Source organism: Tahibacter aquaticus (assembly GCF_004363655.1).
In the GTDB taxonomy this organism is placed as follows: domain Bacteria; phylum Pseudomonadota; class Gammaproteobacteria; order Xanthomonadales; family Rhodanobacteraceae; genus Tahibacter; species Tahibacter aquaticus.
In genome coordinates, this window is record NZ_SNZH01000013.1 from 132,470 (window position 1) to 156,608 (window position 24,139).

19 protein-coding genes are annotated in these 24,139 nt (G+C 65.5%); 7 read left to right on the top strand and 12 right to left on the bottom strand.

Features of this window, described 5'->3' with window-relative positions:
- Nucleotides 1–151: 151 nt before the first annotated feature.
- Nucleotides 152–1,873: a cation:proton antiporter domain-containing protein gene (locus DFR29_RS19695; RefSeq protein WP_133820349.1), complete on the top strand. Its 1,722-nt coding sequence runs from the start codon at nucleotides 152–154 to the stop codon at nucleotides 1,871–1,873.
- A 22-nt stretch (nucleotides 1,874–1,895) separates the two neighbouring features.
- On the top strand, nucleotides 1,896–2,429 hold the full coding sequence (locus DFR29_RS19700) for a GNAT family N-acetyltransferase (RefSeq protein WP_133820350.1): 534 nt from the start codon (nucleotides 1,896–1,898) through the stop codon (nucleotides 2,427–2,429).
- A gap of 123 nt (nucleotides 2,430–2,552) precedes the next feature.
- Here DFR29_RS19700 and DFR29_RS19705 read toward each other — a convergent pair whose 3' ends face one another.
- From DFR29_RS19705 to DFR29_RS19725, 5 genes are all read right to left on the bottom strand, one after another.
- Nucleotides 2,553–3,488, bottom strand: a complete 936-nt coding sequence (locus DFR29_RS19705) for a glutaminase (RefSeq protein ID WP_133820351.1) — start codon at nucleotides 3,486–3,488, stop codon at nucleotides 2,553–2,555.
- 120 nt (nucleotides 3,489–3,608) lie between these two features.
- Nucleotides 3,609–5,984 carry a S8 family serine peptidase gene (locus tag DFR29_RS19710; protein WP_133820352.1) on the bottom strand — a complete coding sequence of 792 codons (2,376 nt, stop codon included), beginning with the start codon at nucleotides 5,982–5,984 and terminating at the stop codon, nucleotides 3,609–3,611.
- Between the two features lie 533 nt (nucleotides 5,985–6,517).
- Entirely contained in the window at nucleotides 6,518–7,129 is a 612-nt protein-coding gene (locus DFR29_RS19715; protein WP_133820353.1) for a hypothetical protein, read from the bottom strand.
- On the bottom strand, nucleotides 7,122–8,888 hold the full coding sequence (locus tag DFR29_RS19720) for a S8 family peptidase (protein WP_133820354.1): 1,767 nt from the start codon (nucleotides 8,886–8,888) through the stop codon (nucleotides 7,122–7,124). Before DFR29_RS19720 ends, DFR29_RS19715 begins: the two co-directional genes overlap by 8 nt.
- 291 nt (nucleotides 8,889–9,179) lie before the next feature.
- On the bottom strand, nucleotides 9,180–10,154 hold the full coding sequence (locus DFR29_RS19725; protein ID WP_133820355.1) for a LysR substrate-binding domain-containing protein: 975 nt from the start codon (nucleotides 10,152–10,154) through the stop codon (nucleotides 9,180–9,182).
- Nucleotides 10,155–10,332: 178 nt separating this feature from the next.
- Here DFR29_RS19725 and DFR29_RS19730 point away from each other — a divergent pair, with 178 nt between their 5' ends.
- The 3 genes from DFR29_RS19730 to DFR29_RS19740 all read left to right on the top strand — a co-directional run bounded on the left by DFR29_RS19730 (nucleotide 10,333) and on the right by DFR29_RS19740 (nucleotide 14,387).
- Nucleotides 10,333–13,110 carry a tetratricopeptide repeat protein gene (locus tag DFR29_RS19730; RefSeq protein ID WP_166654218.1) on the top strand — a complete coding sequence of 926 codons (2,778 nt, stop codon included), beginning with the start codon at nucleotides 10,333–10,335 and terminating at the stop codon, nucleotides 13,108–13,110.
- 192 nt (nucleotides 13,111–13,302) lie between these two features.
- Nucleotides 13,303–13,836 (top strand): DUF4087 domain-containing protein, encoded by a 534-nt coding sequence (locus DFR29_RS19735; protein ID WP_208113660.1) that lies wholly within the window; start codon nucleotides 13,303–13,305, stop codon nucleotides 13,834–13,836.
- An 86-nt stretch (nucleotides 13,837–13,922) separates the two neighbouring features.
- The gene (locus DFR29_RS19740; RefSeq protein WP_133820357.1) at nucleotides 13,923–14,387 is read left to right on the top strand and encodes a hypothetical protein; all 465 of its coding nucleotides are present in this window, start codon (nucleotides 13,923–13,925) and stop codon (nucleotides 14,385–14,387) included.
- Between the two features lie 263 nt (nucleotides 14,388–14,650).
- On the opposite strand, the gene DFR29_RS19745 is transcribed toward DFR29_RS19740, so the two are convergent.
- Nucleotides 14,651–15,676 (bottom strand): LysR family transcriptional regulator, encoded by a 1,026-nt coding sequence (locus tag DFR29_RS19745; RefSeq protein WP_133820358.1) that lies wholly within the window; start codon nucleotides 15,674–15,676, stop codon nucleotides 14,651–14,653.
- 377 nt (nucleotides 15,677–16,053) lie between these two features.
- Here DFR29_RS19745 and cysG point away from each other — a divergent pair, with 377 nt between their 5' ends.
- Together cysG and cysK are read left to right on the top strand one after the other, a co-directional pair.
- Nucleotides 16,054–17,484: a siroheme synthase CysG gene (cysG, locus tag DFR29_RS19750; RefSeq protein ID WP_133820359.1), complete on the top strand. Its 1,431-nt coding sequence runs from the start codon at nucleotides 16,054–16,056 to the stop codon at nucleotides 17,482–17,484.
- Between the two features lie 61 nt (nucleotides 17,485–17,545).
- Complete coding sequence (gene cysK, locus DFR29_RS19755; RefSeq protein WP_133820360.1) at nucleotides 17,546–18,514, top strand: cysteine synthase A; 969 nt, start codon at nucleotides 17,546–17,548, stop codon at nucleotides 18,512–18,514.
- 169 nt (nucleotides 18,515–18,683) lie between these two features.
- Here the strand turns inward: cysK and DFR29_RS19760 are convergent, their stop codons facing one another.
- The 6 genes from DFR29_RS19760 to DFR29_RS19785 all read right to left on the bottom strand — a co-directional run bounded on the left by DFR29_RS19760 (nucleotide 18,684) and on the right by DFR29_RS19785 (nucleotide 24,052).
- Nucleotides 18,684–19,103, bottom strand: a complete 420-nt coding sequence (locus tag DFR29_RS19760; protein WP_133820361.1) for a DoxX family protein — start codon at nucleotides 19,101–19,103, stop codon at nucleotides 18,684–18,686.
- Between the two features lie 166 nt (nucleotides 19,104–19,269).
- Entirely contained in the window at nucleotides 19,270–19,770 is a 501-nt protein-coding gene (locus DFR29_RS19765; protein WP_133820362.1) for an energy transducer TonB, read from the bottom strand.
- Nucleotides 19,771–19,809: 39 nt separating this feature from the next.
- Nucleotides 19,810–20,358 (bottom strand): energy transducer TonB, encoded by a 549-nt coding sequence (locus DFR29_RS19770; RefSeq protein WP_166654219.1) that lies wholly within the window; start codon nucleotides 20,356–20,358, stop codon nucleotides 19,810–19,812.
- 263 nt (nucleotides 20,359–20,621) lie between these two features.
- Entirely contained in the window at nucleotides 20,622–22,082 is a 1,461-nt protein-coding gene (gene pyk / locus DFR29_RS19775; RefSeq protein WP_133820364.1) for a pyruvate kinase, read from the bottom strand.
- Nucleotides 22,083–22,250: 168 nt separating this feature from the next.
- Nucleotides 22,251–23,051 (bottom strand): S1/P1 nuclease, encoded by an 801-nt coding sequence (locus DFR29_RS19780; protein ID WP_133820365.1) that lies wholly within the window; start codon nucleotides 23,049–23,051, stop codon nucleotides 22,251–22,253.
- 131 nt (nucleotides 23,052–23,182) lie between these two features.
- A complete protein-coding gene (locus DFR29_RS19785; RefSeq protein ID WP_133820366.1) occupies nucleotides 23,183–24,052 on the bottom strand; it encodes an MBL fold metallo-hydrolase in 870 nt (289 codons plus the stop codon).
- Nucleotides 24,053–24,139: the final 87 nt, after the last annotated feature.

Genomic DNA, 24,139 nt, shown 5'->3' on the forward strand with positions numbered 1-24,139 from the left:
TGAGGCTCCATATCGGCTAGCTGGTTCGCTATTCGCTGTTGGGTTCGACCTCGATGCTGTGCCCCCTGCGGGCGCGGCGGCACGGGAGTGGTGGCGACGGTCCGGCGGCAACGCCGGCGTACATCCACATCCTCAAGCCCCCTGGTGACCGATGCCCCATAGCGTAGAACTGATCAGCACCATCGCCGCCGCTCTCGGCCTCGCCCTGATCGTCGGCTTCATCGCCGTAAAGCTGAAGCTGCCCGCCCTGGTCGGCTATCTCGTCGCCGGCATCATCATCGGCCCGGCCACGCCGGGCTTCGTCGCCGACGTCCACCTGGCCGGCCAGCTCGCCGAAATCGGCGTGATGCTGCTGATGTTCGGCGTAGGCCTGCATTTCTCCCTCGACGACCTGCTCTCGGTCAAACGCATCGCCCTGCCCGGCGCGCTGGTGCAGATCAGCGTGGCCACGGCGCTGGGCGCCGGCCTGGCCTGGCTGTGGGGCTGGCCGCTCGCCGCCGGCCTGGTATTCGGCCTGGCCCTGTCCGTCGCCAGCACCGTCGTGCTGCTGCGTGCACTGGAAAGCCGCGGCCTGGTGGAATCGGTCAACGGCCGCATCGCCGTGGGCTGGCTGGTGGTCGAAGACCTGGTCATGGTGCTGGCCCTGGTGCTGCTGCCGGCGCTGGCCGGCATGGACGGCGGCGACGCCGCCAGCGCCGGCCACGCCGCGCATGCCGCCCGGCCGCTGTGGCTGGCCATCGCCATCACCCTGGGCAAGGTCGCTGCCTTCGTCGTGCTGATGCTGGTCGGCGGGCGCAAGCTGTTTCCCTGGCTGCTGTGGCAGGTGGCGCGCACCGGTTCGCGCGAACTGTTCACCCTGTGCGTGATCGCCGCCGCGGTCGGCATTGCCTATCTCGCCGGCATTCTGTTCGACGTGTCGTTCGCGCTGGGCGCCTTCCTCGCCGGCATGGTGCTGCGCGAATCCGAACTGAGCTACCGCGCCGCGGAAGAATCGCTGCCGCTGCGCGATGCGTTCGCGGTGCTGTTCTTCGTCTCAGTCGGCATGCTGTTCGATCCGAAGATCCTGCTGACCCAGCCGCTGATGGTGCTGGCCGTGGTCGGCGTGGTCATCGTCGGCAAAGGTATTGCGGCGACCGCGCTGGTGCTGCTGCTGCGCTATCCGCTGAACACGGCGCTGACCGTCTCCGCCGGCCTGGCGCAGATCGGCGAGTTCTCTTTCATCATCGCTGCGCTGGGCGTGTCGCTGAAGATCCTGCCGGTGGAAGGACAGAACCTGATCCTGGCCGGCGCGATCATTTCCATCGCGCTCAATCCGCTGATCTTCCAGGCGATAGAGCCGGCCCAGTCCTGGATACGCAAGCGCTCGCGCTTCGCGCGCAAGCTGGAGCGCCCGGCCGACCCGCTGGCCGAACTGCCCATGAGCGTGGGCTCGGACTACCTCACCGGCCATGTGCTGCTGGTCGGCTACGGCCGCGTCGGCCGGCGCATCGCCGCGGCACTGCGCGAGCGCGGCCTGCGCCTGGTGGTGGCGGAAGAAAACCGCGAGCGCGTGGAAACCCTGCGCCAGCAGGGCATCCATGCCGTCGCCGGCAATGCGGCGGAAGCGGCCGTGCTGATCCAGGCGCATGTGGCGCGCGCGCGCCTGCTCGTCATCGCCATTCCCGATACCTTCCATGTACGCCAGATGGTGGAAACCGCGCGCGCGCTGAATCCGGCCATCCAGGTGGTCGTGCGCTCGCACAGCGAAGAGGAAGCCGCCCTGCTGCAGCAGGACGCCGCGACCGACGTCTTCATCGGCGAGGAAACCCTGGCCACGGCCATGACGCGCGACGTGCTGGAAAAAGCCGCAGCCACCCCGGCACCGGCACACTGAGAACACATCGGGAAACGTATACATGTCTGAAACGGACAGCGGCCTGACCATCCGCCGCGGCGTGGCCGCCGACGCGCCGGAGCTGGCACGCAACATGGCGCAATGGTTTCTCGCCGCCTACGCCCATGCCAGCGACGCGGCCAACACCGGCGCCTTCGTCGCGGCGAATTTCGACGCGGCGCGGCAGGCGGCCGAGCTGGCCGATCCGTCCATCGTCACGCTGCTGGCGGAAAGCGCCGGCGTCATGGTCGGCTATGCACAGCTGCGCCTGGCGCGGCCGGCACCGGACTGCGTGGACAAGGACGCCAGCGCCGAAGTCGGCCGCTTCTACTTCGCGCCCTCGCAGCACGGCCGCGGCGGCGCGGCGGCACTGATGCAGGCACTGCGCGCCCAGGCGCGCGAACGCGGCCGCTACTGGCTATGGCTGCTGGTCTGGCAGGAAGCGCCGCAGGCCATCCGCTTCTACGAGAAGCAGGGTTTCGAGAAAGTCGGCACGGCCGTCTTCCTGGTCGGCGAAGACCGCAAAGCCGACTGGGTCATGTGCGGACCGGTCTGACACAGCTGCCTCGTAGGGCGCCGATGAGCGCAGCGAATTGCGCCGCCCTTCCCGCACGAAGGTAGCCCACCCCACTACCTCACCGTGCGATTCGCATGCGCTCGTCGCACCCTACGAATCAATTCATGCGCCGGGCAAACCGCCGAACACACTGACACCGGTCGCCGCGGCAAACTGCTCTATCGCGGCGGCGGCGGCGATGGAATTGCCTGTTGCATCCAGCCGCGGCGACCAGGCGCAGATGCTCATGCGCCCGGGCACGATGGCGAGAATGCCGCCGCCGACACCGGTCTTGGTCGGCAAGCCGATGCGGAAGGCAAAATCGCCGGCCGCATCGTAGGCGCCGCAGGTCAGCATCAAGGCGTTGACACGGCGCGCATCGAGCGGATCGAGCACACGCACGCCACTGGGCTGGCGACCATCGGCAGCAAGGAACAGTGCCGCCTGCGCCAGTTCCGCGCAGGACATGGCAATGGCGCACTGCGCGCAGTACGCGTCCAGTACCGCGGCGACCTCGCCTTGCAGATTGCCAAAGCTGCGCATGAAATGCGCAATCGCCGCATTGCGGTCGCTGTGCAGGCGCTCCGAGCGCGCGACCTCCGTGTCGATCGCCACCGTGGTGCGGCCGAGCAGGCGATGGACGAATTCCAGTACGGCGCGCTCAGGCTGCAAATAGCGCCGGCACAGCACGTCGGTGATGACCAGCGCGCCGGCATTGACGAACGGGTTGCGCGGAATGCCGCGTTCGCGCTCCAGCAGAACCAGCGAATTGAATGGCGTGCCGGAAGGCTCGCGGCCGACGCGCTGCCATAGCGCATCGCCTTCGCGCTGCAGGGCCAGCGTCAGCGCGAACAGCTTGCTGATGCTTTGTATCGAAAATGCCTGATCAGCCTGGCCGGCGCGGAACACTGCACCGTCCACCGTGGCAACGGCAATGCCGAACTGCTGCGGCGCGACGCGCGCCAGGGCGGGGATGTAATCGGCAACGTCGCCGCTATCGGTAAGACATATAGCGGCTTCGGCGATTTGCGCGAGCAGCGGGGAAAAATCGTCGGCCATGGGTACAGCGTGGTGCGGCGAGGGCTAAACACCGGATGATAGCGTGCTGCCTGGACAAACCGGCAAAGCCCTCTCCCCCGGGCCTTGTGCCTGGAGGAGAGGGAATACGTCTTGCCGGCTTCAGAACTGGAGGCTCCAGTCGTCGAGATAGCCCGCATCGGTGCTGTAGACGTCGGTCACGCGCAGACGCCACAGACCGTTCTTGGCCGAGGCCGAGGCATTTACGGTGTAGGTGGCGTGGATGTCGTCACCGCTGTCGTTGTCGTAGTTTTTCAGGCGCACGGTCTGGCCGCTGGGAGCGATCAGGTCGATCTGCACGTCGCCGCGATACGGATGCACGATATTCACCGTGACCCTGGTCTGGGCGGAGGCGTTGCCGCTCTGGCCGGATACCGTGATCGGACTGGTGACATTGCCCGGATCGGGAATCGCGTAGTCGGTGGTGTTGCTGAAACCGCCGCCACCGCCCGTGGTATAGCTGCCGGTGAGGCTGACGCCGGAAAAAGCCGCATAGGCGACCAGCTTGACGTAGTAGGTGCCGGCCTGGACATTGCTAATTGTGCAGGTTTCGCTATTGCTCGGCGTATCGGACTTGCAGGTATAGCTGGCCGTGGTCGGCGCGCTGCCCAGCTTGGCGTAGACGTCGACATCGCCGCTGCCGCCGCTGGTGACGAACTTAAGGTTGCTGGCACCGGCCGGCACGACCAGGCTGAAATCGAGCGAGCCGTTCAGAGCCGCACTCAGGCCGGTCTTGGCCACGCCGTTCTGCAGCACTGCGCCGCCGCCGTTGCTGGGCACAGTGACCGAGGCGGTCTTGGTGTTGTCCAGGCCGCCGTTGTCGGTGACCTTGAGGGTGACCGTGTACGTACCGGCGGCCGCATACGTCTTGCTAGGGCTGGTCGCGGTCGAGGTGGTGCCGTCGCCAAAATCCCAGGCATGCGAGGCGATGCTGCCATCGCTGTCGCTGGACGCGTCAGTGAAGCTGACGGTGAGATCGTTCGCGCTGAAGGTGAAATTCGCCGTTGGTGCGACATTGCCGCCATTGCCGCCAAGAGCGAGCAAGGTCTTCTTCGCATCGACCAGGCCGGCGCCGCAACCGCCACTGCAGCTGCCGGGCAAGGTGCGCACGTTCTGCTTGAGCAGGGTTTCGATCTCGTCCGGCGTCTTGCCGGGTGCCTTGGCCAGGATCAGCGCGGCCAGGCCGGCTACATGCGGCGTCGCCATCGAGGTGCCCTGGTAGTAGGCATAGGTTTCGCTGCCGGGCGCGCTGGTGCCGCTGTTGAGCGTGGACAGCACGCCGTTGCCGGCGACCGCGGTTTCGCCACCGGGCGCGGTCACGTCGATGCCGGTGCCGTAGTTGGAATACGACGCGCGGTTGCCTTCGCGATCGCTGGCGGCGACGGCGACTACCCCACTGCAGTTGGCCGGCTGGAAGCCCGACACGTTGGTATTCGAATTGCCCGCCGCGATGATGACGACGGTGCCGCGCTGCCGCGCAGCGTTGATCGCACTCTGATAGGTGGAACTGCACGAGCCGCTGCCGCCGAGGCTCATGTTGATCACCTTGGCCGGCGTCTCGTTCGCGGGCACGCCCTGCACGCTGCCGCCGGAAGCCCAGATGATCGCGTCGGAAATATCCGCCAGGCTGCCGCCGCCCTTGCCCAGTACACGCACGGGCTGGACCTTGGCATTGAAGGACACGCCGGCCACGCCCTTGGAGTTGTTGGTCAACGCGGCAATGGTGCCGGCGACATGGGTGCCGTGCCAGCTGGAATTGTTGCCATTGTAGGCATCGCCAGGATCGGCCGGATTCGAATCGCGGCCGTTGCCGTCGTTGGAGACTGTGGTATCGCTGATGAAGTCGTAGCCGGCCACGGTCTGGCCGGACAGATCGCTATGGGTGGTGATGCCGGTATCGATCACTGCCACCACGACGCCGCTGCCGGTGGAAATGTCCCAGGCTTCAGGCAGGTTCATGCCGGCGGTGGACTCGAAGTAATGCCACTGGTCCTGGTAGCGCGTGTCGTTGGGTGTCAACGCAATCTGCATGCGCGCATCGGGCTCGATCAGGGCCACGTCCGGGTTCTTGGCGAATTCGGCCATGATCTTCTGCGCCGACGGTACTGCGCCGCGGTGGCTGGCAGCAGCATTCAGCTCGATCAGGAAGCCACCGGTAGCCAGCGGCCGCACCTGCCTGAATTCGCTGCCCAGTGCCTGGCCGGCACGTGCCAGGTCGGCGTCGAGGCGCTTGGCCGAGGCTTCGGCCAGGGCGGCGTTCTCGCTGGTGCCGAACGGCATCGCGTCAAAATAATGCACAATGAAACGCGTATACGTGTCGCCGCCCCGCAGCGCGTCCAGCGCCATGCGCTCGCCGCTGGCGGCGCGTTCGGTCCAGACCGTGCCGGCCATGGCGCTGGTCACCGTTCCTGCCAGCAAGGCTGCGGCAGCCAGGCTGAGGGCCGTGCGCCGACCCAGGTTGATGCTTAGTTTGCTCACGAGTTCACCTATGCAAAAGCGATTTGTGGTGTGGGCAGCCCCCTCTGGCTGCCCGCTCGTCCTTTTCGCCGCGCACGCACGTCCCGCCGCGCTGCTGGCGCGACGTCGCTGATCTGTACCGAATGTGCGGCGCCGGAACTTCGATGGGTTGCCCGGCGGCGTGACGGTCTGCGCGGCCCCCGCCGCGTTCGACGGTGTCACGCTAACGCTGCCGGCGCTGCCCAGGCATGAGCGCAGGGAATGCCGCCACAACGGTCATACCGTCAGGGCGAGAGCGCCAGGGGAAATACGCAACACGCCAGGCTGCCGGACTCGGCGACGCACAGGCCGGAATGACGCCCATCGCCAGGCAGTACGTCGCCGTGCGATTTTGCGAAAAAATAACTATCAAATAGTGAGCGGTGCATCGCTCTACCCCAACGGCCGGCCGGTACATGCCGCAACCGTGGCAACAGGGCAAAGAAACAGGCGGCACACGCCATGGCCGCGATGGCGGGGAATGGATCGGCGGCGGCGCCAATTCGGCGCGGAAATCAACCGTGGGCGACGACGGCGATCTGGATAGACCTCAACACGCCATCGATCATGGCCGCGGCCGAATAGTTGCCGACGCCACTGATCGGACTGTCATCGATCGCAATCAGCCCCTGCAGCGGCGAAACGTCGACGAAACCGAGCAGCTGGGTCAACTCCGCCGGCGACAGCGGCCGGGGCAGCTTGCCGCTGTCGTCGCAGTCGATCTGGATGGCGACATGGGCGTCGAACCGATCGATGCGCCGTATCGGCGAATGCAGGCTTTGCGGCAAAAAGCTCATGCGGCCGCCAGGAATGGCCGCGGCACTGCCCTTGGGGGTGCGATTCGCCGGTGGACGAATATAGAACGGCGTGTCGTCTCTTTGCGGATCGAACGTAACCGCTCCGCCGGTAATGACCGACGGCTGCCGGATGCCGAGCATGGCCGGGCGGGAAACATGCCAGTCCGGATCCTGCTCCAGCAGGTGAAGATCGTCTTCCTGCACCTGCGCTTCGACCAGGATGGCAGTCTTGGGCGTCAGCACAATACGCGGCACGCGTTTGCGCAGGCGGTTCTCGGCATCATGGCGCGATGCCGGCTTGCCGGTGTAGGTAAGGACGACGCTAGTCATGACAGGCGATTCCGTAACCTTCATATGCCTTTCCCCAGCCGACTTCGCGGGCGAGGTCGGTGACGAGTTTGACGATAGCTTCGGCGCGCGCTGCAGTTCGCGGCATGCTACGCACGCGCTGGTTGCCAGACAAGAGGCGCGCCGCCATGCCGCTGGTAAACGGCGTGGCCATCGACGTGCCCGAATTTGCGGAAAACTTGTTGCCCGGATAGGTGGAAACCACGCCAACACCGGGGCCGATGAAGCGGGTGGAATCTCCATAATTGGAAAATCCGGCAAAAAACTCGCCCCCCCTGGACCAGAACTTCGCCAACCGGGCCGCCAGGCATTGCTCGGGAAAACTGGCATGGCGTCCCAGCGCCGCGACGCCGAGTACAGGTTCATAGCAGGCCGGATAACGCGAATAATCCCTGCCATCATTGCCCGTGGCGGCAAAAATGACGATTCCCGAATTCCACGCCTGCTGCAGCAGCGGTTTCACTTCAAGCATTTCGTCGAAACTGCCCAAGCTGATATTCACGATATCGCATTCGGCCGCTATGGCACGCTCAAGCGCCCCAGCAACGTCCAGCGAACTCGCCATGGTTGCATCTTTGTCCAATGCCCCACCTCTTCGCGGAAAGACCCGGTAGGAGAGCAGCGTGCAAGCGGGTGCGAGTCCGTAAACATTTGTGTTGGCGCCGCGCCTGGCGGCAATTATCCCGGCCACATGCGTGCCATGGCCGAGACCGTTGTCGCTGAAATCGGAAGAGACCTCGCCTGTTACAGGGCAGTATCCGCCGGCGACTGTAATGTCTTCGTGCGGACCTACACCGCTGTCGATGACTGCGACGGTCACGCCGCCGCCGGCTTGTTCGTCGTACCTGGCATAGTGGGACAGCAGCATGAATTCGTCGGGAACGATGGGCTGCAGCTGTAGCTGAAATTGCTTGTCGGCCGCGGAAAGCTGGATATTGGCTTCGAAGCTAGACCAGTAGGAGTGGTCCGGTTCCGCCGCAAGCAGGATGATGTAGTCGTGCAAGCCTTTTTCAATCTCCAGTAGCGCCTTGCCCCTGCGATTGGTTACTGCTGCATAGTGCAAATCCGAAGAGTAATTGACGTAAGCGCGCACTTTCACGTCTTTGACAGGCTTTCCCTCGGAATCGTTCACGCTGACCTGCAAGCGCCGCAATGCGGCGCCCTGCGCCGGGCGGTAAATCCATCGGTCGAGTTCGGAAGCCAATGGCAGGAAAGTCTGCGGATAAAGCATCGCAACCGGTGCGACTTCGATGGAAGGGAATTTGCGCTGGATTTCCGCGACCTGCCGGGTATCGCCACGCACAATGCGCGAACGCAGTGCCGGTTTCGAGAAATTCATGCGGTTACCGCGGGACATCGATTGCAGGCCGGCACCGCCGGCATCTTCTTCCAGATTGGTTATGGCCGCTACTTCGGGGCTGTTCCTTGGTGTCTCGCTGGCAACCTGTACGACGACGAGCCCGGAAGTTTCCTGTTGCCGCCTGGCCTGGCGCAAGCTCATCTGCTTCAAAAACTCGGTTACGCGCTCGTCCCTGGCTTGAGCTTCGGCATCAGATACAGCAAGTCCAAGCGCGAATTCTGCAGCCATCGAAAACACCCCCGTAAAAATTCTTGTTAATGTCGAGCTATTTCCAGCCATTGGCGACGGCCGGTCCTTCGGCTGCCGGCAGATCAAACGCTGGAGAAGTTGTCGTTTTTGACGGGGCAGGATGCCGTGGACCAGCGGCGGATTTCCCGGCATTTCCCACCCGTCACGACATTCCGTCAGGCCTGTTCAAATTTGGATTTTCGGGTATCGAATGCGGTGCCGTCGGCACGCCAGGAAGACGATGACCCCGTTGCAGCGGCCCGACATTGCCGGCCGTATTTAGCGCGCAACTAGTGATGTTCGCAACAGTATTGTCATGTGCACAAATTTGTCTTCGCCGACAGATGGCATCTCATGGAGTGCTGTGTCGCCAGGGCGCACAACCTCTCAGGCAGGACGGCTGCAACGCTCCACGCCGCGGAGCAGCCGGGCCACCACGCTCGCTCAGGCGGCAGATCTGTCCCATCCCGGTGGAGCCGGCCATTCCCCGGCCTCGCCCAAGGCCAACGTGCGCCGCATGCTGCGCAACTCCATATGCGGCGCCAGCTCGGCCGCCAGCTCCAAAGCCTGTTCCAGTGGCGCGCAGCGTGCCGGAAAAGCCGCCCAGGCGGTACAGGGGCGGAACAGGTTACCCAGGGGCAGGGCCTGCAGGTCGGCATCGCGCTCGCGCTCGTAGGCGGTTTCGGCCACGATGCCGACGCCGAGCCCGGCACGGACGTAGGTCTTGATCAGATCGGCATCGGCCGTACAGGTAGCGATGGTCGGCTTTACGCCATGCAGGGCAAATGCGCGGCTGAAGTCCGACACCGGATCACGCGCAGAGGCGTAGGTCACCAGCGGATGGGCAGCCAGATCGGCCAGCGTCGCCGCACGGCCGATCGCCGCCAGCGGATGGCCCGCCGGCAGCAGGGCGAGCCGCTGCCAGCGGTAGAGCGGCACCGCCGCGACGCGGCGCGGGCGCAGGCCCTGCGTGCTGGCCAGGGCCAGGTCGATCTGACCGCTTTCGGCCCAGCCCAGCACTTCCTCGTCACCCCCCACCCGCAGCGCAATCTGCAGCTGCTGGTGGCCGCGCTTGAGCCGCTCCAGCGCGGCAGGCAGCACATAGCGCGCCTGGGTCGGCGTGGTAGCGATGCGCAGGGCGCGGCCCATGCCGGGCGCGCGCTGCGCAACCAGGCTGCGGATGCCGGCCATTTCCGCCAGCACGGCACGGCCGTGCTCGATGACGCGCTGGCCGCACGGCGTCAGCGCACTGAGGTTGTAGCCGCGGCGCTGGAACAGTGGCTGGCCCATCTCGGTTTCGATCTGCTTGAGTTGTTTGGACAGGCCGGACTGCGTGGTGTGGACGCGCTCGGCGGCACGGGAAATCACCAGCCCGGCATCGACGATGGCAACGAGATAGCGCAACTGGTTCAGCGTCATGAGAGAACGGCCTGCAGCGACGGACGAAGGCCGCAGCCTTGCCGCAGCGGTCGCCGAGCTTCCTCGGCGGACGACTCAAATCTGTCTCAAAGGTGGCTCAAGGCGCCGTTTTGCCGCATTGCATCAACGGCCGCGCCGGATTGGCCGCTACCATGCGCGCCGGGCAAGGGATACCAACGTGCAGTTATTGATTCCAGCCAGCTGGCCGCCGGAAACGCCGGTCGTTCGGGTAGGCGATCTTTGCCTGGATCTGCGCTATCGCCGCCTGTGCAGTGCCGAGGGTGAGGTCGAGCTCAGCAGTCGAGTCTTCGACGTGCTGCTGTTGTTTCTGGCCGAGCCGAACCGCCTGCATACCCGCGAGGCCATGCTGGCGCGGATCTGGTCCGGCGTAGTGGTCGAGGACGGCAACCTGACGCAGACCGTATCGGTACTGCGGCGCCTGCTTGGCGACGAACGCAAACTCTGGATACGCACCGTGGCCAAGCGCGGCTACGTGTTCGAGCCGCCGGGCCCGGTGGTGCCGCTGGCCCTGGACGGCGAGGCTGCCATTCCTGCCGCAGTACAGCCCGCAACGCTGCCCCTGCCGGCAGCCCCGCGCAGCGGCACACGGCCACGCCGGGCGGTTGCGCTTGTGGCTGCCCTGCTCGTCGTGGCTTGCCTGGTCGGCGCCGGCTGGCTGGCCGGCCGCTCGCCTGTGCCGCCGGCCAGCCGGCAGATTGCACTGATCGTGCTCGACGATCCGGGCGCCAGCCAGTCTTCGCGCTGGCCGGCGACCGTGCTGCAGTCCTGGCTGGAGTGGCAGCTGTCGCTGGCTCCCGAAGTGACGGTGCTGAACGCCGCCGACCTTGCCGCCGCCGAGAGCGCGCGCGACGGCGTGGAAGTCGTGATGCTGTCGGCCACGCCCAGCGGCACCGACCGCATCCGCCTGCAGGCGCGCACGCCGGGCGGTGCCAGCCGCGAAGCCGAGGGCGAACTGGCGTCCGTCGATACCCTGGTCGACCAGGTCAGCCGCAGCGTATTCGCTGATCTGCTGCCGCGGCGTGCCGGCGAAGTGCGGCCAGTCTTGCGCCTGCGCCGCGACAACGCCGAGCGCTATGCCGAGGCGGTATTGCGCCATCGCCAGCACGACTGGACGCCCCATCTGGAGCTGTTGCGCCAGGTAGTGGAACAGGAGCCGGACTTCGGCCTGGCCCGCCTGCAGCTGGCGCAGTCGCTGATTACCTTCGGCCAGCTGCGCCAGGCCGAACAGCATTTCGCCCGCCTGGACGAATGGGCAGCCGACTGGCCGGCCGATGCACGCGCCATCCTTACCGCACAGCGCCTGCTGATGGCACAGCAGCACCTCGCTGCGGCGCACGCCTACGGCGCGCTGGCCGAACGCTTTCCCAGCCAGCCACAATTCGTGCTGGAACAGGCGCGCTGCCTGTTGCGCAGCGGCTACGCCAGCGAAGTGATCGCCCTGCTGTCGACGCCGCGCTGGCAGCGCCAGCCTGTCGCCACGCGCATCTTCGCCCAGCTGAACCTGTCGGCTGCCTACGGGGTGATGGGCGACGCCAGCAATTCCAAAGCCGCGGCGCTGGCCGCACAGCAGCTGTCGGCCCAGGCCGGCTGGAAATACGAAAGCGCGATGGCAACACAGGCCGTCGTCATGGCCGACTGGATGCAGGGCGACGGCGCCGAACTCGCGACACGCTTTGACGAAGCCGGCCAACGCTACGAGGCCGCCGGCGATCCGCTGCGTGCGCTGGTCATGCATTTCTATGCCGACCTCACCGACCCGGCACGCCTGCCGCAGCACCTGCCCGCCCTGCTGACCGCGGCGCGGCGCAGCGGACAGCGCAATGTGGAATTCGACGCGCTGCGTCGTGCCTCGTTCAAGTACTACCGCCTGGGCGACTTCCCCGCCTACCGGCGCTACCTGGAGGAAGCCGCCACCCTGGCCGAAAGCGAGGCACAGTTCGCCCTGCCCTCGATCGAATTCGACCGCATCAACGAAGACTTCATGCGCGGCGACTTCGCCAGCGCGCTGGCGCGGGCGGAAAAACTGCAGCAGCAGCCCGGCAAAGGCGGCCTGGGCACCAATATCGAGGTGTACATCGGCCTGATCCAGCTGCGCCAGGGCCGCTTCGCCGCAGCCGAAGCCACACTGGAGCGGGCCGATCCCCAGGGACAGGTCGTCGACAAGGCCCTGCGCCGCGAAGCGCCGGAGATCGCCTTCAGCCTGGCCTGCCTGCGCGGCACCGTCGCCCTGCTGCGCGGACAGAGCGCCGCAGCGCAGACCGGATTTTCCCGTTGTAGCAATTCCAGCGATCCTTCCATTGGCTACTTTGGCAGACTGGGCGAAGCGGAAATCGCCCTGCTCGGTGGCGACCGCAGCCTGGCGAACCAGCCACTGCAGCATGTGCAGGCCGATATGAACGACGTTTCCAGCCTGGTCGCGCGCTGGAGCCTGGTACTGGAATGGGCCACCCAGGCCGTACGCCACGGCGACGCGGCCGCAGCACGCAGCCAGCTGCAGCAGATTGCTCCGGCCATTGCCGCGTCGGGCTACCGCCTGCTGGAACTGGACGCAGAGCTGGGCCTGGCCGAAGCCAATCTGGTGCTGGACGAACGCGATGCCGCCCGGCGGCATATCGATACGGCAAGGAAACTGCTGGGCAGCGACGACTGGCTAGGCCGGCGGCGCCTGGACATCGCCAGCGCCGGCTTGGCACTGGCACGCGGCGACCACGGCAACGCCGCCGCGATCGCGCAAACCCTGCACCAGACAGCTGCCGCCAACGGCGACGTGGCCACCGAACTCGGCACGCATGACCTGCTGCAGCGTGCCGGTGCAGCCTCGCCGTGTGGTCCGGCGCAGCACTTGCAGCTGGTGACGCGATCAGGCATGCGCGGCGCCAACCTGGCGTGGCTGTTGCCCAGAAGTAGTAAAGCGGATCTGGCGCAGATGCGCTGAGAGACGCGCGCCGTCGACGGGTGCCGCAGGGCCGGCGAATTTGCTCCGGGAGCATCCTTGGCGTTGCCCGGCTGAATACGGCTGTTGCCACCTGGGCGAGCGCAACGCTGCCCGCATCGTCCACAAAGTACGGCGCGCAACGAACCAGTTGTCGGCGCATTCGCCAATGAACCGGCAATCGAGCCGCCTGGGTTGAACGCAGCACTGCACCCGCAATCTCGTCAGCTCGTTGCATTGCATTGGAATGCACACTTCGTACCCAGGCCACACTTCGCGTCGCGCCTGTCGGACTACCATGTGTTCGCATCACACAAGGAGTGTCCAGTGCGCTACGCCTCCCTCTTCCGCACGCCAGCCTCGCGTTGCGCGGCATTGCTGGTCCTGACAGCGCTGATCGCTGCGACCGCATCCGGCAAGGCACCGGACGGCATCGAGAACCGCTGCGGCTGGTTCGTCAATCCGTCGCCCGGCAACGCCTCCTTGCTCGACCGCGATGGCGAGTGGACAGTGGCGATGCAGGGCGGCCATCAGGCCGAAGGCAACTGGCCGAGCATCGACAAGAAGCAGTGGGTAGCTTACGGCGGCACCGGCTACGGCTACGGCTGCACTTGCATGCGCGTCGTGACCGACGCCGAGGAAGACACGATCAAACGCATCGTCTCCAGCCAGAGCAAACCCCTGCTGCAATGCCGGCGCGACCCGAAATTGACCGAACCCCGCCTCTGACACCTGTCGAAGTCCCGCCACGGTGCGATTGGAAAAGCGCCGTCCCAGCAGCCGTCTGCAGCAGACCTCGTTGATCGGGAGATACCATGCCTAGCCGTTACGTCCTTGTTCTGTTGTCGCTGCTGCCTGGCGGGCTCGCGTCGGCCGCACCGCCTGGTCCGCCGACCCGCAGCGAGTTGAGCCTGGGCGGCCTGAAAATCAACGATTCTCTGGCCGTCGTCTACCAGAAACTCGGCAAGCCGGCGGGCACGGCAGGCGAGCCCGGCGATCACGACTATGTTCTGTCATATCCGGGTTTGCGCATCGAAATGACCGAGCCCGGCCAAGTCCTGATGCTTGAATCCACCTCGCCGCGCTACTGCACGCCTTCCGGCCTGTGTCCGGGGCAGCCTATGGAAGAAGCACGCAAACGCTGGGGCGAAGGCGAGATCTACGACGAGGACAGCGGCAACGTCGACTACGGCAACATCGACGATTCTTCGTGCTTTCTGGAAATCAAACCGGACTCGTCGCGCAAACGCATTCGCAGCGTGGCCCTGGCCTGTCCCTGACGGCATGAACTCGCCCGTATCTCCTGCGACCGCATTTTCGGCAACGCGCCCCTGGGCCAGCACGGGCACGGAGCCGGCATCACCCTAAGCCAAAAGACAGGATGCCGGCGCTGTCCCGGTCGGGCTTATGAGCCACCCTGCCGCAGGGCAGTCCGGTCGACACGCTCTCGTTGGAAAAATCCAAAAAGCCAACTATTACCAAGGACATAAAAGAAAAAATCCCGCCGCACCTGCGCGCGACGGGATCATTCCCAACCGGATGTTCATGCCGCCTGCGCAGCAAACCCCAGTGGCACAGCCTGCTTGGCTTCCGCGCTGGCGACCAGCTGGCGCCAATGCGGCGGTGCGGGCCAGTCGGGCGTGGTGACGCCGTCGAGCACGCGGCGCAGACCGCGGCGATCAAGCTGCGGCGCCAGTTCGGCGACGAGATCGAGCGCGTAGTCGCGCAGCACGCGGTCGCGCCGCAGCACGACCCAGGTCGTGCAGAGCGGGAAAAGGCCCGGTGCAGGCAGCGCCTTCAGGTCGGCCAGGTCTTCGGGCAGCATGGCCATTTCGGCCAGCACGCCAACGCCGAGACCGGCGCGCACGTAGGTTTTGATCAGGTCGGCATCGCGTGCGGTGATGGCGATTCGCGGCAGCAGCCCGGCGCCGAGAAAGGCGCGGCGCAGCGACGAATCGGGCTTGAGCGAAGACTCGTAGCTGACCAGCGGGTATTCCGCCAGCTCATCCAGCCGGGGCGCCTTTTCCAGCTTGGCCAGCGGATGCGTACGCGGCACCAGCACGTGACGGTCCCAGCGGAACAGCGGCACGGCAAGGCCGCCGGCGGGAACGCTGCCGGCCGTGGAAACGATGGCGATATCGGCTTCGCCACGTTCGAGCAGCGCCAATACTTCGGCATCGCCGCTGGGCTTGAGGTGGACGCTGACCTGGGGATAGCGGCGCTTCAGGCTGGCGATGGTACGCGGCAGCACGAAACGGGCTTGGGTATGTGTCGTTGCGATGCGCAGTTCGCCCTGGGCTTCGTTGCGAAGATTGGCGGCGAGGGCGCGGATATTGGCGGCTTCGGCAAGGATCACGCGGGCGCGATCAATGACCTGGATACCGGCAGGAGTGATGCGTTCGAGACTCTTGCCCTTGCGGGCGAAGATCTGGAAACCAAGCTCGTCTTCCAGCTGCTTTAGCTGCTTGGAGATGCCCGGCTGGGTGGCGTGTACGCGCTCGGCGGCGAGCGTGATGTTCAGGCCGGAATCGGCGATGGCTATCAGGTAGCGGAGTTGGGTAAGTGTCATGACGGCCTTCTCTGGGGAGATCGCAACAGTTCGGACGCAAGCGGACGACGCCAATTTTTAATTACGTAATGCATACAGAATCGAGTGGCGTAATTAGTTTTCATGTGTTGCTCCAGTCGTGGTAAAGCCTGTTGGGTTGAAAACGTTTGCGGCGCCTGCGCAGGTGCCGTCTGGTTTCAAGCCGGGGTGAACCGACTATAACCATAGATCATTTAGCCGTCTATACGTCCGCCTGGAGATACATGCCCTGGCGGCATAACGGCACATCGTTTGCTCACTTCCCTGCAGCACAGCGGGCGCCCAGCATGGTCCTGCAAGCCGACAGCAACGTCGTGTCGGTTATCTCCATGACTACAGGTGTTGTTGCAGAAATCATCATGCCCGCCGTCCGACTCTATCCCATCTTTGCTGATCTTGCAGGCCGCTCCGTCCTCGTCGTGGGAGGCGGAATCGTCGCGGAACGCAAGGTTGCAGCCCTGCTGGAAGCCGGTGCATTGGTGACCGTCGGCGCACCGGATTTCACGACCAACTTGCGCAATTGGTCGGGAAGCGGCCGCATCTGCCTGATTTCCGGCGAATTCGTCGAAGCGTGGCTGGAACGCAGATGGCTGGTGATCGCCGCTACTTCAAACGTTCGTGTGAATGCGGCGGTTGCCGCGGCAGCAACGGAACGCTTTATCTGGGCCAACGTGGTCGATGACGCAGAGCTTTCCAGTTTCCAGGTGCCGGCGGTGATCGACCGCTCGCCGCTGGTCGTCGCTGTTTCCACCGCGGGCGCCGCACCGGTACTGGCGCGGCTGCTGCGGGAAAAAATCGAAGCCTTGCTCGATCCTTCTCTGGGCGCGTTGGCGTCGCTGGCCGACCGTTGGCGTGTGCGCATCCGTGGGCGCCTGGCCGATCTCGGTCAGCGCCGCCGTTTTCTCGAACGCCTGTTTCAGGGCCGCGTGGCCGAACTCGTGCGCCGCGGCCAGCTGGCTATCGCCGAAGCCGCACTGGAACAGGACCTTGAGCAAGCAGATGCGCAACCACATGGTTCGGTAGTGTTGGTTGGCGCCGGCCCCGGCGACGCCGGCCTGCTCACGCTCAAAGGCCTGCGCGCACTGCACGAAGCCGACGTCGTGCTGCATGATCGCCTGGTCAGCCGCGAGGTACTGGCTCTGGCCCGGCGCGATGCGCAAAAGATAGAAGTGGCAAAAGAGGCGGGCACTCACCACACCACCCAGGACGGCATCCACGAGTTGCTGCTGCAGCATGCCCGGGCCGGCAAGCGCGTCGTACGCCTGAAAGGCGGCGATCCGTTTGTGTTCGGCCGCGGCGGCGAGGAACTGGAATTCCTGCGCGACCACGGCATTCCGTTCGAAGTGGTACCCGGTGTCACCGCGGCGCTGGCCTGCGCAGCCTATGCGGGTATTCCGCTGACCCATCGCGATCACGCCCAGTCGGTGCGTTTCGTCACCGCGCACTGCAAGCAATCGCTGGATACGCTGGACTGGCACTCGCTGGCGGCCGAACGCCAGACCCTGGCGGTGTACATGGGCGTAGCCGGGCTGGATCGCCTGCGCGGCCAGCTCATTGCTCACGGCAGAAGTGCAACGACACCGGTGGCATTGGTCGAGAACGGCTCGCGTGCCGAGCAACGCGTGGTGCTGGGCACATTGGAAAATCTACCCACGCTGGCCCGCCAGTTCGCGCTGAAGTCGCCGGCCCTGCTCATCGTCGGCGAAGTGGCTGCACTGGGCGCGAGCCTGCACTGGTTCGGCGCGGCGCCGCTGACGACGGCCGCGACCGAGTTGCGCCGCGCCGCCTGAACCGCAGTCACCACACCTTCCACTAGTTTTTTCCTCCAATAAATCCATCGCAGAGCGCGCCATGATCTACGACAGCATTCTCGACACGATCGGCAATACCCCCATCGTCAAGCTGCATCGCCTGGCGCCCAGGCACGTCGACCTGTATGTCAAGGTCGAGGCATTCAATCCCGCGGGTTCGGTCAAGGACCGACTGGCCCTGGCCATCGTGCTGGACGCAGAACGCCGCGGCACGCTGAAGCCGGGCCAGACCATCGTCGAGGCAACCTCGGGCAATACCGGCATTGCCTTGGCCGCGGTGGCCGCAGCACGCGGCTATCCCTTCGTCGCGGTGATGACCGAAACCTTTTCCGTCGAGCGACGCAAGCTGATCCGCGCCTACGGCGGCAAGGTGATACTGACACCGGCCGCCGAACGCGGCACCGGCATGGTGCGCAAGGCCGCGGAACTGGCACAGCAGCACGGCTGGTTCCTTGCCCGCCAATTCGAGAACGAGGCCAATCCGGCCTGGCACCGCAGTACCACCGGGCCGGAAATCCTGCGCGATTTCGCCGGCAAGCGACTGGACTATTTCGTCAGCGGCTGGGGCACCGGCGGCACCATTACCGGCGCGGGCGAAGTGCTGAAGCTGGCGCGGCCGGATATCCGCATCATCGCCTCGGAACCCGCTGGCGCGGCGCTGCTGTCGGGCCAAGAATGGAAACCGCACAAGATCCAGGGCTGGACGCCCGACTTCCTGCCGGCGGTGCTCAGCCGCACGATCGCCGATGAAATCCTGCCGGTGGACGATATTCTCGCGCGCGACACCTCGCGTCGCCTGTCAGCGGAGGAAGGCATCTTCGTCGGACTGTCTTCCGGCGCCACCGTGGCCGCGGCCTTGAAGGTGGCGGAAACCGCGCCGCCGGGCTCAACCATCCTGGCCATGTTGCCGGATACGGGAGAACGCTACTTGTCCACTATTCTGTTCGAAGGCGTGGCCGAGGGCTCCGACGACGAATGGCTGGCCGGGCTTACTCCGCTGGCGGCATGATCCGATCCACGGCGGCGCAATTCGCGTTGCTCATCGCCCCCTGCGAATACAGCACTGCCCTTAGCGTGGGGCGCGATGAGCACAGGAAATTGCGCCGCGAGGTCTTGATCGGCCCGGCAAGCGGAAGGCAGAGGGACCGCCAGCTTTCGGCATGACCAGCCCGCGCCGCCTAGCCACCGCGCGGCGCCTTGTCCGCACCGGCGTGGCCATAGCCCACGGCAAGCAGACAGGCGATCAGCAATACGCTGTATTCCATGCCATTGCGCCCCAACCCGACCACGAACCAACCGGCCGGCGCATGCACCAGCACAATGCCGACGAGGTAGATGGCACCGTAAAGCAGGCATAACGGCCGCACCAGGCGGCCCCAGGCCAGCAGCGGCGTGCCGGCGATCTCCACCGCGGTAACGCCGACGGCGATGGCCATGCCCAGCGGGAAACCCAGGCCATCCAGCCAGCTGCCGAACGGCGCAACACCGCCGTAGTACCAGCGCGCCCAGCCATGGGCAGCAATCAGTCCAGCCAGTAGCAAACGTATTGCGATCAGGCTGTGTGTGGCACGTTGCGGCGATGCGAGGGCGAACGACATGAAGGGGGCTCCGCTGATCGGTCAGGCACCGATCACGCCAGCCCCGCGCGCCGCACGCAAGTCATGCACACAGGCAACAGGCGCATTCGCTCAATCGCGGCAACACGGGCCTTAGCCACTACGAGCCATCAGCGACCTGCCGCGCCATAGTCCGAAACAATCTGAACTACGAACTCTTCGCTGCTGCCGGCGTGGGCGCGGCGCCTGTCGCGTCGCAACCGGCCAGAACCTGGCTGCGCTGTGCTTCCACGCGTGCCCGCTGTTCCGGCGTGCCGCGCACGGGCGGCAGATTCAGCGGCAAGGTCACCCGCGTCAGCACTGGCGTAAGCGCCTGGTTGTTCGAGGCCGGCGCATAGCGCAGGCTTTTGATCGCCGATGTGGCCACTACGCCCAGGTCGCCCATCGGCACCAGCTTCTCCAGCACCACGTCGCTGGTACTGCCGTCGGCATTGATCACGTAGCGCACCACGGCGCAGCTGGGCGTGTGCAGGTTGACGCCGGTATTCGGCACCAGCGCTTCCATCGCGTCGCTGGCGACGAGCCAGTATTTGGCCAGATCCTTGGCAGCGACCGGACGTGGTTCGTTTTGCGCCAGCGCGGCCGCAGCACCTAGCGCCAGAAGCGCACCGGCGGCGAGAAAAAGCGAAGGAGACAGCGGGCGGCGCATGGGAATACTCGCTACCCGCAAAGGCGCGGGTGTTGCAGATCAGGGGTCGGAAAGCTTTCGCATTGTCGCTGGAAAATCCTCGATGACACAACGCTGCATGAGGGATTCGCCCCTTTCCTCGGTGGTCTTGGCCGAGCCTTCGGTCGAGTTCGGCGCAAAGGTGGTCAAGCCGTTTTCATCCGGCAGAGCATCTGCGGCGTAGCGGTCTTTGGTCGGGGCCAGCGTAAAGGTGGTGATGTCGTAGGTATAGACCGGCCGGGGCCGGCCGACCGGCGCATAGCGCAGTTTCCCGGCCCAGATTTTCGTTGCGTCGCCAAAGCCTCTGGCCTGCTCTTCTTCGGCACCGTTCACAACGACACGCAACACCTGCACATCGCTGGTGCTGCCGTCGGCCTCGATCTGGAAACCTACCGCGACACAGCCCATCTTGCCCGCCTGCAGATTCTCCGCCGGATAAAACGGAGGGTTGTCCTCGGCATTGGCCAATGTCCACAGATCAGCAATTTTTTCCCGATCGCGGAATTCAATGGGAGCCGTGGCGGACAACGGCAACGTTGCAGACAACAGCAGCGGCAGGAAGAGCGGCATGGAGAAATTCCTCATCGGCGAGGCGCCAAGGCTAACTCATGGCTGCCACGCCGCCGCAAGCGTATGCCCACCCTAGCAGTGCTGCATTCAGCAATCGAAATGAAACCTTATGGAATATGACTGCTGCCGGCGAATAGCTCGCTAGCAAAAAAAATAACGATCTTTCTACAAAAATCCAATGCTGCTACTGCATCAGGCCACATGTAGGTCCAGTCGTCCTCATGTGATCGTTTCTGGCTCGGCTGCACCGACAGCCACTGCGCTCAAAGCTCGCCCAGCCCTTCCGCCAGCCCGCCAGCCCCCACCCGCAACAGCTTCATCGTATTCGTACCGCCCAGGCGTCCGGTATGGTCGCCGGTGGTGATGACGACGCGGTCGTTCTCTGCCAGCCGCCCCAGGTTGAACAGGTGCTGGATCGCCGCACGCGTCGCATGTGCCGGATCGACACCGCGGGCGTCGAATTCGATCGGATAGACATCGCGGTACAGCTGCATGCGCTTGCGTGCCGGGGCGCTGCGCGACAGTGCGTAGATCGGCACGGCCGAGCGATAGCGCGACAGCCATTGCGCGGTGGCGCCGGATTCGGTCAGCGCAACGATGGCGCGGGGGTTCACCTGTGTAGAAAGAAACATTGCCGACATGGCGATGGCCTGGTCGGTGCGGTCGATGCGGTGCATGCCGGGCTGGAAGCCTTCCAGCGGCTCGAACTGGCGCTCGGCGCCGAGGCAGACGCGGCGCATGGCTGCAACGGCCTTGTCCGGATGGCGGCCGGCCGCGGTTTCCTGGCTCAGCATCACGGCGTCGGTGCCGTCGATCACGGCATTGGCCACGTCCAGCACTTCGGCGCGGGTGGGAATCGGCGATTCGACCATGGACTGCAGCATCTGCGTGGCGGTGATGACGACGCAGTTGCGTACCAATGCCTCGCGGATGATCTTCTTCTGCAAGCCTGGCAACTCGGCATCGCCGATTTCCACGCCGAGGTCGCCACGCGCAACCATCACGGCATCGGAGGCATCGATGATTTCGCCGAGTACGTCGATGGCCTCGGCGCGTTCGATCTTCGCCACCAGCGCGCCCTGCCCGGCCGCCGCGCGCAGCAGGCGGCGCGCTTCGTTCATGTCGTTGGCGCTCTTGGCGAACGATACGGCGAGGAAGTCGGCGCCCAGTTCGGCGGCCAGCTTGATGTCGGCGCGGTCCTTGTCGCTGAGCGCGGCAATCGACAGGCCGCCGCCGAGGCGATTGAGGCCTTTGCGGTCCGACAGCGCGCCGCCATACAACACCTGGCAGCGCACTTCGGTGTCGACCACTTCCAGCACGGTCAGGGAAATCAGGCCGTCGTCAAGCAGCAAGGTATCGCCGGTCTTCACGTCGTTGGGCAGGCCGAGATAGCTCACGCCGACGCGGTTCTCGTCGCCCGGCGCCGCATCGGCGCGGCAGTCCAGCACGAACGGCTGGCCGGGTTCGAGCATGATGCGACCTTTGGCAAACTTCTCGATGCGGATCTTGGGGCCTTGCAGATCGGCCAGGATGCCGACTTCGCGGCCCAGTTCGTCGGCCGCTTCGCGGGCTTCCCGGGCGCGCCGCACATGATCGGCGGCGGCGCCGTGGGACAGGTTCAGGCGGACGATGTCGACGCCTTCCTCGATGATGCGTTTGAGCATGCCGGGGGCATCGGTAGCCGGGCCCAGGGTGGCGATGATCTTGGTGCGGCGGATCTGCATGGGGCTTGGTCTTTGCGTCGTTTTGAGTGCAGCAAAACTAGCACAAGCCTGTGCCGCAATCGCGCGCGCCAATCGATTCGTGCCGCCAGCCGTGGCGGCATCAGCGCCTTGTCCCGCGCGACATGCACTGCAGCACGCATTCCACTTCGCTGCAGAGGCGGCGCCGCCTCAGTCGCGGCTGCCGCCCAGCACGCGTTCGAGCACCGCATCCAGGCGCGCTGCGGCCAGTTGCATGCGCCGTTCGGCCACCGGCAGTTCCCGCGCGAGGTAGGCCTCGTCGATGCTGTTGCCTTCAGGGTAGACGCCTTCGTCGCGCACCACGCGGCAGGATTCTTCCGCCCATTGCGCCGGCCCCGTCCTGTCGGCCGGCTTTACCCCAGGCGCGAGCCGGCGCACATAGTCGGGCCAGCGCAGACCGGCGCTCTTGAGCAGCAGCGAATCCCAGACGCCGTGCAGGTTCCAGTTTTCCCGGCCGTAGCGCAGTTGCACGGTGTTGCCACCCTTGTCGCGCTTGAAGCTCGCATGCAGCGGCTGGTGTACGTCGGCAATGAAGTGCACGACGAAACGCAATGCATCGGCACGTTCGGCACGCGGGCGCGAGCGGTCGCCGAGGATTTTCTCGTAGCGCTCTATCGCCGCGACGACGCATTCGCCCTTGCGGCAATCGCGCTGCGGCACGTAGCTGCACTGGCCGCTGGCAAAATTCACGTAGTGCATTTTTCCAGTACTGCGATAGCGTGCCGGATCGGTGTCGCGCAGATCGTCGGCCCAGGTGGCTACGTCGACCAGGGTGCTTTCGTTGTCCGGCTCCAGCAACTGGCGCACCTGTTTCTGCACGGCGGGCGAGAGGTGCTCCTGGGCCAGTCCGGCGACGGTGCGGTGGCCTATAGGCCCCCAGGCCAGCAGCGGTGCGGATGCCGCCAGGGCGGCCACGGCAAACAAGATGACAGCGCTACGCTGCAGGCACATGGCCAGCTCCGGCAAAGACAGGCGCTGGAGTCTGCCAGCCGCTACCACGGCGGGCAATGCGCACAGGCAAATCGCGCCACCAGCGCTGGAGTCGCAGCGGTGCACGCAGGTGCGGCGCAGGACGTGGCCGGCTAGGACAGCGGAATCTTCAGGAAGGAAACGCCGTTCGCCTGCGGCGGCGGCAGCTTGCCGGCGCGGATATTCACCTGCAGCGCGGCATACAGCAGCCGCGGCGGCGGCAGGCCGGCATCGCGCGCGTGGCGCAGGGCGACGTAGTCGGCTTCGGCGGTATCGCGGCGCACTTGCGCATTGCCGCTGCGCTGTTCGACCAGGTCGACCATTTCGCGCGGCTCTGCATCTTTGGGTGGATAGTCGTGGCAAAGATAGAGCTGCGTCTGCGCGGGCAGGCTGTACAGGCGCTGGATGGAACGAAACTGCGCCACTGCATCGCCGCCCGGAAAATCGCAGCGACCAGTGCCGGCCGCGGGCGAGAACACGGTATCGCCGACGAACACCGCGTCGCCGATGCGATAGCTCATGCCGTCGCTGGTATGGCCGGGCGTGGCCAGGGCCTCGATGACCAGTTCGCCCAGCGCGAGCGAATCGCCGTCGTCGATCAACTGGTCGAAGTCGCTGCCGTCGGCAGGGAATTCATCGCCGAGCTGGAACACCTGCCGCCAATGCGCCTGCACCCCGACAATGCCGCGGCCTATGCCAGTGCGCGCCGGCATGCCTTCGGCCTGCAGCTGGCGCTTGAGCCAGTCTGCGCCGCTCAGGTGATCGGCATGGGCATGGGTTTCGAGTATCCACTCCACGCGCAGCCGATGCGCATGCACTGCAGCAAGAATGGCCTGGGCCGATTCGCTGCAGATACGGCCGGAAACGCTGTCGAAATCCAGCACCGGATCGATGATAGCCGCGGCAGTGCCGTCGCCATTGCTGGCCAGGTGCGACCAGGTCGACGTGGCGCTGTGGAAATAGGATTGGATCTGCAACGGCATCGCACACTCCGCTTCCGGTCGCGCGATTGTTGCCTGAAAGCCCCCGCCGGGTGCAATGAGTGCGACAGCAGGTGCGACTATGCGGCG

Excerpts from the sequence above, each read along its gene's own strand:
- DFR29_RS19695 (WP_133820349.1), top strand. The coding sequence starts at position 152 with ATGCCCCATAGCGTAGAACTGATCAGCACCATCGCCGCCGCTCTCGGC.
- DFR29_RS19700 (WP_133820350.1), top strand. The coding sequence starts at position 1,896 with ATGTCTGAAACGGACAGCGGCCTGACCATCCGCCGCGGCGTGGCCGCC.
- DFR29_RS19705 (WP_133820351.1), bottom strand. The coding sequence starts at position 3,488 with ATGGCCGACGATTTTTCCCCGCTGCTCGCGCAAATCGCCGAAGCCGCT.
- DFR29_RS19715 (WP_133820353.1), bottom strand. The coding sequence starts at position 7,129 with ATGACTAGCGTCGTCCTTACCTACACCGGCAAGCCGGCATCGCGCCAT.
- DFR29_RS19720 (WP_133820354.1), bottom strand. The coding sequence starts at position 8,888 with ATGCCGGGAAATCCGCCGCTGGTCCACGGCATCCTGCCCCGTCAAAAA.
- DFR29_RS19725 (WP_133820355.1), bottom strand. The coding sequence starts at position 10,154 with ATGACGCTGAACCAGTTGCGCTATCTCGTTGCCATCGTCGATGCCGGG.
- DFR29_RS19740 (WP_133820357.1), top strand. The coding sequence starts at position 13,923 with ATGCCTAGCCGTTACGTCCTTGTTCTGTTGTCGCTGCTGCCTGGCGGG.
- DFR29_RS19745 (WP_133820358.1), bottom strand. The coding sequence starts at position 15,676 with ATGACACTTACCCAACTCCGCTACCTGATAGCCATCGCCGATTCCGGC.
- cysG (WP_133820359.1), top strand. The coding sequence starts at position 16,054 with ATGCCCGCCGTCCGACTCTATCCCATCTTTGCTGATCTTGCAGGCCGC.
- cysK (WP_133820360.1), top strand. The coding sequence starts at position 17,546 with ATGATCTACGACAGCATTCTCGACACGATCGGCAATACCCCCATCGTC.
- DFR29_RS19760 (WP_133820361.1), bottom strand. The coding sequence starts at position 19,103 with ATGTCGTTCGCCCTCGCATCGCCGCAACGTGCCACACACAGCCTGATC.
- DFR29_RS19765 (WP_133820362.1), bottom strand. The coding sequence starts at position 19,770 with ATGCGCCGCCCGCTGTCTCCTTCGCTTTTTCTCGCCGCCGGTGCGCTT.
- DFR29_RS19770 (WP_166654219.1), bottom strand. The coding sequence starts at position 20,358 with ATGCCGCTCTTCCTGCCGCTGCTGTTGTCTGCAACGTTGCCGTTGTCC.
- pyk (WP_133820364.1), bottom strand. The coding sequence starts at position 22,082 with ATGCAGATCCGCCGCACCAAGATCATCGCCACCCTGGGCCCGGCTACC.
- DFR29_RS19780 (WP_133820365.1), bottom strand. The coding sequence starts at position 23,051 with ATGTGCCTGCAGCGTAGCGCTGTCATCTTGTTTGCCGTGGCCGCCCTG.
- DFR29_RS19785 (WP_133820366.1), bottom strand. The coding sequence starts at position 24,052 with ATGCCGTTGCAGATCCAATCCTATTTCCACAGCGCCACGTCGACCTGG.